The organism is Sulfitobacter sabulilitoris, from assembly GCF_005887615.1.
Lineage (GTDB): Bacteria > Pseudomonadota > Alphaproteobacteria > Rhodobacterales > Rhodobacteraceae > Sulfitobacter_E > Sulfitobacter_E sabulilitoris.
Window position 1 is genome coordinate 108,091 of record NZ_VANS01000006.1, and the last position, 10,751, is coordinate 118,841.

A 10,751-nucleotide genomic window follows, 5' to 3' on the forward strand; every position below is an offset into this window, starting at 1 on the left:
CGCTCCGCTCGGGCGCCGCCAAGACACCACCGAAAGGGGTCCACGATCATGCTGGCATTCGTGATACAGCGTGTCGCGCAATCGGCGCTCGTTCTGCTGATCGTGGGGCTTGTGGCGTTTTCCATGTTCCGTTTCGTCGGCGATCCGATCGACAACATGCTGGGCCAGGAACGCACGCAAGCCGACATCGAACGCCTGCGCACGACGCTCGGCCTCGACCAGCCGTTTCCGGTGCAATACTACAAGTTCCTCGCCAATGCGGCGCAGGGCAATTTCGGTGTCAGCTACCGCCAAGGGCGCCCGGTGTCGGACATTCTGATGGAACGCGCGCCGGCCACGCTTGAACTGGCCGCGGTGTCGGGTTTCCTGGCGATCAGCATCGGGATCGGGCTGGGCGTCTTTACCGCGATCCGGCGCGACGGGTTCGCGGCCAACGCGATCATGTCGATATCTCTGATCGGGGTCAGTCTGCCCACCTTTCTGATCGGGATCCTGCTGATCTACCTTTTTTCGGTCGAATTGGGCTGGCTGCCCAGTTTCGGGCGCGGCGATACCGTGCAACTGGGCGGATGGAGTACCGGGTTCCTCACCAAAAGTGGGCTGTTGGCGCTCATCCTGCCCTCGATCACGCTGGGCCTGTACCAGATGACATTGATCATGCGGCTTGTGCGCTCCGAGATGCTCGAGGTGCTGCGGCAGGACTATATCCGCTTTGCGCGCGCCCGCGGCCTGCGCGAACGGACGGTGAATTTCCGCCACGCGCTGAAAAATACCCTGGTTCCGGTGATCACCGTGACCGGCTTGCAACTGGGCAGCATCATCGCCTTCGCGATCATCACCGAAACCGTGTTTCAATGGCCGGGCGTCGGGCTGTTGTTCATCAACGCGATCCAGTTCGTCGATATTCCCGTAATGGCTGCGTATCTGATGCTGATTTCGGTCATGTTCGTCGGCATCAACCTGATCGTGGATCTGCTCTATTTCACCATTGATCCGCGCCTGCGCGTGGACCGGACAAAGGCGCACTGATGGTCGATACCTCCCCCCCGCAAGCTCTCAAGACCGAAGAACGCTCGACCTTCCGCGTCGCGATGGACAGTGATTTCGTCTACCGGTTCAAGAACTCTCCGGTCGCCATCGTCGCAACCGCGGTTGTCATGCTGATGGTGCTTTGCGCGGTTTTCGCGCCGCTGATCGCACCCCACAATCCCTTTGATCCGTCGTCGCTGAATCTGATGAACGGGTTTTCCGCGCCGATGACGCCAAATGCCTTCACCGGCGATACTTTCTGGCTGGGCACCGACGATCAGGGCCGCGATGTGTTCTCGACCATTCTTTACGGTATGCGCATTTCGCTGTTCGTCGGCGCGGCGGCAGTGCTGTTCGCGATGGTGCTGGGCGTGACGCTGGGTCTGATCGCGGGGTATGTCGGCGGTTGGACCGAAACGATCATCATGCGCATCGCCGATGTGCAGCTGACCTTTCCCGCGATCCTCGTGGCGATGCTGATCTTTGGCGTGGCAAAGGGCATCACCCCGGTGGAGTACCGCGACCAGATGGCCATCTGGGTGTTGATCATCGCCATCGGCCTGTCGGACTGGGTGCAGTTCGCGCGCGTCGTACGGGGTGCCACGCTGGTCGAGAAGAACAAGGAATACGTGCAGGCCGCCCGCCTGATCGGGCGCGGGTCGGGGGCGATCATGCTCCGCCATATCCTGCCCAATGTGCTCAGCCCGGTTCTGGTGATCGCCACGATTTCGCTGGCGCTGGCCATCATTGCCGAAGCGACCCTGTCGTTTCTGGGCGTCGGCGCACCGCCCACGCAGCCCAGCCTGGGCACCCTGATCCGCATCGGTCAGGGGTTCCTGTTTTCCGGCGAATGGTGGATTCTCTTGTTCCCCGCCGTGACGCTGCTGGTGCTCGCGCTCAGCGTGAACCTGCTGGGCGACTGGCTGCGCGATGCGCTGAACCCAAGGCTTCGGTAATGAGTGATCCTATCCTGTCCATCCGCGACCTGACGGTCGAAATTCCCACGCGCCATGGTATCCTGCGGCCCGTGGACAGTGTCAGCTATGACATCGCGGCCGGTGAAATCCTCGGCGTGGTCGGTGAAAGCGGGGCGGGCAAGTCGATGGCCGGCAATGCCGTCATCGGCCTGCTGAACCCGCCCGCGCATATCGCGCAGGGCGAAATCCGGCTGAAGGGCCAGCGCATCGACCAATTGACCGGAAACGCCATGCGCCGCTTGCGTGGCAAGGAAATCGGCATGGTCTTTCAGGACCCGCTGACCTCGCTCAATCCGCTGCTGCAGATCGGCGACCAGTTGACCGAAACGATGCTGGCGCATCTCGATATCAGCCGCGACGAGGCACAGAAACGGGCCATCGCCGCGCTCGAGGAAGTTGGCATTCCCGGCGCGGCCGACCGTGTGGACAGCTATCCGCACGAATTCTCGGGCGGGATGCGTCAACGCGTGGTGATCGCCCTCGCGCTTTGTGCAGAGCCATCGTTGATCATTGCCGACGAACCGACGACGGCGCTGGATGTATCGGTGCAGGCACAGATCATCGCGCTGCTGAAACGGCTCTGTCGCGACCGGGGCACGGCCGTCATGCTGATCACCCATGACATGGGTGTGATCGCGGAAACCGCCGACCGCGTGGCGGTGATGTATGCCGGAAAACTGGCCGAACTCGGGCCCGTGCGCGACGTGCTGACCGAACCGCGCCATCCCTACACCAAGGGGTTGATGGGCTCCACGCCGCTGGCGTCAAAAGGCAAGGCGCGGCTGCACCAGATCCCGGGCGCGATGCCCCAGCTTGATGCATTGCCCGATGGCTGCGCCTTCCATCCGCGGTGCCCCAGGGCAGAGGGCAAATGCCGCGCCAATCCCGCGCCGACGCTGGCCGCGCATGACAACCGCGCGGCCTGCTGGTTCCCGCTTGACCCGAAAGGCGGTGCCTGATGGCTCTCGTTTCCGTTGACCGTTTGACGCGGGTATTCGATGTCTCGAAACCCTGGCTGAACCGCGTGGTGGAACGGCGAAAGAAAGCGTTTCTGACCGCCGTGTCGGACGTGAGTTTCGAAATCGAGGAGCGCCGCGTCTATGCGCTGGTGGGCGAAAGCGGATCGGGCAAATCGACCATCGGCAAGATGCTTGTGGGGCTTTTGAACCCCTCGTCGGGTTCGGTCAAAATTCGCGACGTCGATCTGGCACGGGAATCCGACGCCAAAAAGATCGACGACGTACGCCGCGATATCCAGATGATCTTTCAGGATCCCTATGCCTCGCTCAATCCGCGTTGGCGGGTGCGCGACATCATCGTCGAACCCGTGGCCGCACGGGGCGGCGATACCGAAGGCATGGCCGAAAGGCTGCTGGAACAGGTCGGGCTTTCGGCCCGCGACGCCGGCAAGTTCCCGCATGAATTCTCCGGTGGCCAACGGCAACGGATCTGCATCGCCCGCGCGCTGGCGTCAGAGCCAAAGCTGATCGTCTGCGACGAGCCGACGAGCGCGCTGGATGTGTCGGTGCAGGCGCAGGTGCTGAACCTGATGAGCGACCTCAAGGACGAGTTCGGCCTGACGTATCTCTTCATCAGCCATGACTTGACGGTCGTGCAACATATGGCCGATACCATCGGGGTACTCTACTTGGGTCGCCTGGTCGAGGAAGCCACGCCGCAGGAATTGTTCGACGATCCTAAACATCCCTATACCCAGATGTTGCTTGACGCTGCGCCGCAGTTGGACGGGTTTGGTCGCGAGGTGACACCGCCCACCGGTGAAATCCCCGACCCGATCAACCCGCCGCCGGGCTGCGCCTATCATCCGCGGTGTCCCCTGGCAGCCCCCGTATGCAGCCGCGAGCGCCCCGAAATGCGCCCTTTGCGCGGGGCGCGTGTTGCGTGCCACATGGCCGAATGATGGCGGGCCCGCTTGCATCGCTCAGGGTGGTGGAATTTTCGGGCCTTGGTCCCGCGCCGCTGGCCGGCCAGTTGTTGGCGGATCTGGGCGCCGATGTCATCACCATCGACCGCAAGAGCGCGCGCGCCGATCCCGCGGACGTAAACCGCAGGGGCAAACGCTCTCTCGCCGTGAACCTGAAATCGCCCGACGGTCTGGCGGTGGTCCAACGTCTTCTCGAACGCACGGACATCCTGATCGAAGGGTTCCGCCCCGGCGTGATGGAGCGGCTTGGCCTAGGGCCGCAGGATTGCCCAGACAGGTTGATCTATGGGCGCATGACCGGTTGGGGTCAGGACGGTCCGTGGGCACAGGCGGCCGGGCACGACATCAACTACCTTGCGCTGACCGGAGCGCTGCACGCTATGGGCGAGGCGGACAGACCGCCGGTGCCGCCGCTGAACCTTGTGGCGGATTACGGCGGCGGCACGATGTTTCTGGTGTTCGGGGTGCTGGCGGCCATGATCGAACGCGGCGTCTCGGGCAAGGGGCAGGTCGTCGACGCGGCAATGGTCGATGGCGTGCCCGCGATGATGGGCCTGATTCACATGATGCTGGCCAAGGGACAATGGACCCAATCGCGCGGGGCCAACTGGCTGGATGGCGCGGCGCCGTTTTATCGCTGCTATACCTGTGCGGATGGGAAATTCGTGTCCGTCGGGCCGCTTGAGCCGCAGTTCTTTGCCGAACTTCTGGCGCGCGCCGGCCTGCCGGACACAGATCAGGCCAGCCAGAACGACACGACCACATGGGCCGAAAAAACCACCCGCTATGCCGAGATCTTCAAAACCAGGACCCGCGATGAATGGGCGGCGATCTTTGCGGGGACCGATGCATGCGTTGCCCCGGTTCTGTCGTTTTCCGAGGCGACGCTGCACCCGCATAACCGCGCGCGCGGCACATTTGTCGATATCGGCGGAGTGACGCAGGCCGCACCGGCACCGCGTTTTTCACGCACGCCCGCCGACGGCCCCGCCGCACCGGGCGCCATCGGCGCCGACGGCGACGCGATCCTGTCCGATCTGGGGTATGATGACGCCGGGATTGCCGCGTTGAAGGCCGATGGCAGCCTGACCTGAACACGGCGCCACGCTTGCACGCAACAAAAGGATCCGCCCATGACAGTCATCATTGCCGGAGCAGGGATCGCGGGCTTGTCGCTCGGCCTGTCGCTGCACCAGATCGGCGTTCCCTTTCGCATCTACGAGGCCGTCCAAAAGATCGGACCGTTGGGTGTTGGCATCAACCTGCAACCCAACGCGGTGCGCGAACTATTCGATCTTGGCCTCGAGGACGCCTTGGACTCCATCGGGGTCCGAACGCAAAGCTATGGCTTTCATACCAAGACCGGGCTCGAGATCTGGCGGGAACCGCGCGGGACGTGGGCCGGATATTACTGGCCGCAATTTTCGGTTCATCGCGGCAGATTGCAGATGTTGCTGCATGACACGCTGGTAAGCCGAGCCGGACGCGACTGTATCGTGACCGGGCATCGCGCCACCGGTTTTACGACGCAGGGCACCGGGGCGGTGCTGCACCTGGCCGGACCGGACGGGCCGACGCAGGCCAAAGGATCGGTCGTCATCGCAGCGGACGGAATCCATTCCGCCCTGCGTACGCAAATGTATCCCGGCGAAGGCCCGCCGATCTGGGGTGGCGCGATCCTGTGGCGCGGCACAACCCGGATGGCCCCCTTTCTGGGCGGTGCCGACATGGCGCTGGCCGGGCACGACACGCAGCGTATCGTGACCTATCCTATCTCGGCGCCCGACCCCGACACCGGGCTGGCGACGATCAATTGGATCGCGGAACTGCGTGTCGATCCGGCGCAGGGCTGGCGCAAGGAAGACTGGAACCGGGCCGCCAAGCTTGCGGATTTTGCGCCGGCCTTCGCGGATTGGCGATTTGACTGGCTGGACGTGCCCGCGATGATCGCCGCCGCGACCGAGGTTTTTGAATACCCGATGGTGGATCGTGATCCGATCCCGCGCTGGACCAACGGCGCCGTCACCCTGATGGGCGATGCGGCGCATCCAACCTATCCGGTAGGGTCCAACGGTGCCAGCCAGGCCATCGTCGACGCACGCCAGATCGCGGCGATGATCCGCGGGCATGGACAAACCCCCGACGCGCTGATCGCGTTCGAGAGCCTGATCCGACCGAGGATGGAAAAGGTGATCCTTGCCAATCGCGGTAGTGGCCCGGACGCGGTGTTGCAGATGGTCGAAGACCGCTGCGGCGGCACATTCGACGATGTCGAAGACGTCATACCCAGGGCCGAACTCGCCGCGCATGCCGACCGTTACAAGGCGTTGGCGGGCTTCGGGGTCGAGACGCTGAACGCACAGTTGCCGATCCTTCCGGTGGTGTGACGCCACGGTCTGGCCAAGCCGTGCTGTTTCTTTCATAGTGCCCTGAAATCAGGCGCATAGGAGAAAGATCATGACACGGATCGCAGTGATCACAGGGGCGGCAGGCGGCATGGGGCGGGCCATCGTGAAGCGACTGATGGACGACGGGCTGCACGTCGTCGGCCTTGATCTGGATGTCGGCGGGTTGGCGGACATGGATGCGCCCGGATTTACCGGCCTGCCCGTCGATCTGACCGATCCGGACGCCATCGCCAAGGCCTTTGCCACGATCAAGACCGATCATGGCGGTGTCGATGCACTGGTCAACAACGCGGGCACCTGTTTCATGTCGGAATTTCCCGACATTCCGGTCGCCGAGTTCGAGAAACAGATGGCGCTGAATTTTTCCGGCGCCTTTCATTGCTGCCAGGAGGCCGTGAAACAGATGACCGGACGGGAGGGAGTGCGCAAGATCGTCAACATCTCGTCCAACGGCGCCTACAATTTCGATGCCTTCGATCCGCCGCACTACCGCGCATCGAAGGCGGCCCTCGATACATTGACCAAGGATCTGGCGCGGCGGTTTGCGCGCGACAAGATCGCGGTGAATTCCATCGCGCCCGCAATGACCGAAACGCCGCTGTTCGGCGTGGTCAGCAAAGAGGTATTGGAGGCGGCCATCGCCGAAATGCCGCACGGTCGTGCGATGCAACCCTCGGAAATCGCCGCATGGGTCGGTTTCCTGATTTCGCCCGCCGGCGATATCTCGAGCGGCAATGTCATCATCCTGAACCAGGGCCGCGACGTCCGCTGAGCGGGCGCTGAATTCACGAAAATTCGGGCCGTTCTCTCTGCAAGGAAACGGTGTTCCGGATGGCTCAGCGATACCACTCCGGCGCTTTGCGCAGTGTCGGCCACTGTTCCGGGCTGTGCCCGTAAATCACCATCGCGCGCCGCTGCGCCGCCATGTCCATCAATCGGGCGCCATGGTGAATGGCCAATGCCTCGTCCCATGACCCCGCGAATTTCTCGTCCACCTCCGACGCACGGCTGATCGCGTCGGAGGTCAGCAAGACCGCACCGGTTTGCGGCAGTTCGATCATGAACGCCAACTGACCGGGCGCGTGCCCGGGACAAAGGAGAACGTCGAAACCCGGTCCAAGCTTCATGTCCTCCGTTACAAGCCGGTAGTCCCGGTCTGGCCATTCCATCGCCTGCTGTCCCGACCAATACAGCGGTCGGGGCAGGGCGCGCTCTGCCTCGGCGATCAAGATCGGCACGCCCGCAAACTCCGCCAATCCGCCAACGTGGTCGATATGTGTATGGCTCTGGATCATCAGGTCCACGTCGGCACGGGCCAGCCCGAGCCTGGCCAGTTGCCCATCGGGCAGGTTTTCCTCCGTCAGCGACAGGACGCGGCCGAAACTGCCCAACGAATCCTCTGCCGTCGCCGCCTCTGCGTCCTGCGCGTATTTCGCCGGAAAGCCGCTGTCGATCAGCACGGTCTCCTGTGCATCGGTCTGGATGACAAAGCCACAGATGCCGATGGTGCGCGGACCTGCGTGAACCTCGAAAAGCCCGTAATCCATTACCGCCAGCCGTACCGGCCGCCCTTGCAAAAGTGGTTGCATATCGGATCGAAACCTTTCTTGTTGGTGCATGAATTAGTCCGGGGCATGGGTATGAAAGTCAAGATACACACATTGTTTCAATACCTTCTGGAAACCACCGATGCCGCCCCGGAGGCGATCGTGGGGTTTTCGCTCTCTGCCTCTCCCAGGCTGGGCGATTACCTCGACGATCTTGATCCGGACTTGTCGCTGGATTGGAACAACCGTGATTTCCGCGGTCTGCCCGAGTTGCGCGATCATGTTCTTGCACAGGCCGGCCTGACCGGCACCTGCGCCCGAGAGGATGTCCTGATCACCGCCGGAGCGGCAGAGGCGAATTACCTTGCCATCATGCAATTGGTTCAGCCCGGCGATGAAATCGTCATCGAAACACCGGGCTGGCCGCAGGCAGAGGTTCTGGCCAAGGCGATCGGCGCAAAGATCGTTCGCGTGGCACGGCGCGAGGAGGATGACTGGCGTCTGCCGCTGGATCAGCTTGCCGATGCCGTGACGGACAGGACGCGGATGATCTTTCTGACCAATCCGAACAATCCCACCGGTCAGCGGTTCGCGGAGGCCGAGTTGCACGACCTGGTTCGGATCGCCGACCGCGTCGGCGCCTGGCTCTTGGTCGACGAGGTTTATGCCGGGCTGGAGTGGGATGGCGCGCGCGCCCCGTCTATCGCCGGGATGTACAAGCGCGGGATCACGACCGGGTCGGTCAGCAAGGCGCTAGGGTTGCAGGGGTTGCGGACAGGCTGGCTGATCTGTCCCGATCCAGACATGGTGATGGACGCGGTGATCCTGCGCGAAAACTCCAGCGAGATCATGAACATCATGGGCGAAGTCATCGCCGAAATCGCCTTGCGTCCCGACAGGCTGGCCCCGGCAATGCAAGAGGCGCGCAGGGCAGGGCGCGCAAATCTGGCCCGGATGAACGACTGGGTCGATGCGCAACCCGGATTGAGCTGGGTCAGCCCGCGCGCAGGTCTGATCGGTCTTGGGCGCTTGCCAGGCGGGATCGACAGCGACGGCTTTGCCCGCCGTTTGCTCGACGCGCCATACCGCACGTTCCTGCTGCCCGGCAGCGCGTATGACCAACCGGGACATATCCGGCTTGGCGTCGGTGGCGGTGCGGCGGCCAATCTTGACGAAGGATTGAACCGTCTGTCCCGCGCGCTGGCCGACTGGCCCGCCGATTAAAGGCTAGCGCAGGCCGTTGCGCGCGATAAAGCTTGCCAGATCGAGAATGACCTGCCCGCGCGCCTGCGCGATCGCTTGCGGTCCACCCTGCGGATTGAACGGCACGGCCAGATCGAACAGGCCCGACCGTTCGCGGCGGCCATCGGGCACGCCGACAAAATACTGCCCCGACGCGCGGAACTGACCGTCGGCGCCCGCGATCAGGCTTTCAAAGCGGACTTCGAGCCGGGCATCGGGAAAGGCCTCGAAGGGCCATGGCTCGGATGCGACGCGGGCGCGGGTCAACCGGGCAAGGTTGCGGCTCAATTCAAGCGCGACGGCGCGCTCGGGGCTGTCGGCCCAGAGCACGGAGCCGTCGCTTACCAGTTTGCCGGTGGCGTCCTGGCGGTGAATTTCATCCGAGGCCGCGTAGGCGGGCAATGATACATCGCGGACCTCCACCGTGTTGAAGGCGATCCGAACCTCTTCCGTCACCGGGGGCGAGGCCACCGGATACCGGTCCGCCGACCCACATGCCGCCAGAACACCCGCCATCGCAAGAGCCAGCCCCGATTTCATACCGTACATTCTCTAACGTCCCCGAATAAGTGCACTTGGATTGCGTTCCAGCAGCCGTGCCAGCGACGTTACCGCGTCGGCCGCTTTTTGTATATCACGCAGCGCGGCCTGTGCATCGCGGCTGATCACGTCGCCCTGGTTGTAACCTTCAATGGTCGCGCTGGCCTGGGAAAACACCTGCGAGATCCGCTCCACGAGCGTGGGCAAGTCCTGCGCCGACACCGCCACCGCATCGGCCGCATCGCGCGCCGATGCAAGTGCGGCGTTGGTGTTGACGATCGCCCCGCCTTCGCGCAATTCGCGCAGCGTCAGGTTGATTTCCTCCAGGGCGTCATTCAGTGACGCGGGCAGATCCCGCGCGCCGGGCGTGGCCAGAACCGCATCCGCCGAAGCCACGAGCGCCGTCAATTCGGTGGTCAATTCCTCCACCGGGAGGCCTTCCGCTTTGGCGGCCACAGCGTTCAACTGTTCGATCAGGGCCGGAACGCCATCCACTGCGGCGCCGACATCCTCGGCCGCACCGGTTGCGGCCTCAAGGGTGGCGACCAGTTTGGCCACTGTCTGTTCGGTCTCAAGCGTGTCCAAGAGCCCCTCGATTCGCCCCAAGGCGGCGTTCAGGGTGACCGGAATGTCCTGGACATCCTCGGAATTCACGATGCCGCGCACATCGGCCAGCAGATCGCGAATGTCTTGCGGCGTCTCTCGCAACGCATCGCTCGCGATCAGCGTCTGTGCACTGTTCAAGAACTCGATCGCACTGCTGAGCAGGTCTTCGATTGGCAGATTGTTGATCCTGGTGAACACCCCTTCGACCGTGGCGGCGGCGTCCGATACCTCGCTTTCGGTGTCGGGCATGATCGGCATGCTGTCGCCGATCTGGACGATCTCGCGCTGGGGGGCGTCTTCGACCTCGACCAGCTCGACCTTGAGGCCACCGGTCAGCAGGCTGGCCGACGCGAGGCGCGCGCGCATTCCTTCCCGCACCCGCCCCTTGAGGAAGTCGAGCGCCGCCTCGGCGGTGACGTCGCCCTGCAGCCCCAGGCGCGCCGGCTGAATGCCCAGA

Annotated in this window: 10 protein-coding genes and 1 pseudogene; 8 read left to right on the plus strand and 3 right to left on the minus strand. The window is 63.5% G+C overall.

Annotation, left to right across the window (positions count from 1 at the left end):
* Positions 1-48 precede the first annotated feature (48 nt).
* The 7 genes from FDT80_RS17375 to FDT80_RS17405 all read left to right on the plus strand — a co-directional run bounded on the left by FDT80_RS17375 (position 49) and on the right by FDT80_RS17405 (position 7,131).
* Positions 49-1,029: an ABC transporter permease gene (locus FDT80_RS17375; protein WP_138663601.1), complete on the plus strand. Its 981-nt coding sequence runs from the start codon at positions 49-51 to the stop codon at positions 1,027-1,029.
* Complete coding sequence (locus FDT80_RS17380; protein WP_138663602.1) at positions 1,029-1,985, plus strand: ABC transporter permease; 957 nt, start codon at positions 1,029-1,031, stop codon at positions 1,983-1,985. The genes FDT80_RS17375 and FDT80_RS17380 overlap by 1 nt, the downstream gene beginning before the upstream one ends.
* Complete coding sequence (locus FDT80_RS17385) at positions 1,985-2,965, plus strand: ABC transporter ATP-binding protein (protein WP_138663603.1); 981 nt, start codon at positions 1,985-1,987, stop codon at positions 2,963-2,965. Before FDT80_RS17380 ends, FDT80_RS17385 begins: the two co-directional genes overlap by 1 nt.
* The gene (locus FDT80_RS17390; protein WP_138663604.1) at positions 2,965-3,927 is read left to right on the plus strand and encodes an ABC transporter ATP-binding protein; all 963 of its coding nucleotides are present in this window, start codon (positions 2,965-2,967) and stop codon (positions 3,925-3,927) included. Before FDT80_RS17385 ends, FDT80_RS17390 begins: the two co-directional genes overlap by 1 nt.
* A complete protein-coding gene (locus FDT80_RS17395; protein WP_138663615.1) occupies positions 3,927-5,045 on the plus strand; it encodes a CaiB/BaiF CoA transferase family protein in 1,119 nt (372 codons plus the stop codon). The genes FDT80_RS17390 and FDT80_RS17395 overlap by 1 nt, the downstream gene beginning before the upstream one ends.
* 39 nt (positions 5,046-5,084) lie before the next feature.
* The gene (locus FDT80_RS17400) at positions 5,085-6,338 is read left to right on the plus strand and encodes a flavin-dependent oxidoreductase (RefSeq protein ID WP_138663605.1); all 1,254 of its coding nucleotides are present in this window, start codon (positions 5,085-5,087) and stop codon (positions 6,336-6,338) included.
* 70 nt (positions 6,339-6,408) lie between these two features.
* On the plus strand, positions 6,409-7,131 hold the full coding sequence (locus FDT80_RS17405; RefSeq protein WP_138663606.1) for an SDR family NAD(P)-dependent oxidoreductase: 723 nt from the start codon (positions 6,409-6,411) through the stop codon (positions 7,129-7,131).
* A gap of 64 nt (positions 7,132-7,195) precedes the next feature.
* Here FDT80_RS17405 and FDT80_RS17410 read toward each other — a convergent pair whose 3' ends face one another.
* Complete coding sequence (locus FDT80_RS17410) at positions 7,196-7,948, minus strand: MBL fold metallo-hydrolase (protein WP_138663607.1); 753 nt, start codon at positions 7,946-7,948, stop codon at positions 7,196-7,198.
* A 51-nt stretch (positions 7,949-7,999) separates the two neighbouring features.
* Here FDT80_RS17410 and FDT80_RS17415 point away from each other — a divergent pair, with 51 nt between their 5' ends.
* A complete protein-coding gene (locus tag FDT80_RS17415; RefSeq protein ID WP_138663608.1) occupies positions 8,000-9,130 on the plus strand; it encodes a pyridoxal phosphate-dependent aminotransferase in 1,131 nt (376 codons plus the stop codon).
* A gap of 3 nt (positions 9,131-9,133) precedes the next feature.
* Here FDT80_RS17415 and FDT80_RS17420 read toward each other — a convergent pair whose 3' ends face one another.
* Together FDT80_RS17420 and FDT80_RS18950 are read right to left on the minus strand one after the other, a co-directional pair.
* Positions 9,134-9,697, minus strand: a complete 564-nt coding sequence (locus FDT80_RS17420; RefSeq protein ID WP_138663609.1) for a PqiC family protein — start codon at positions 9,695-9,697, stop codon at positions 9,134-9,136.
* A 3-nt stretch (positions 9,698-9,700) separates the two neighbouring features.
* Positions 9,701-10,751, minus strand: a pseudogene (locus FDT80_RS18950) (paraquat-inducible protein B); the annotation flags it as partial.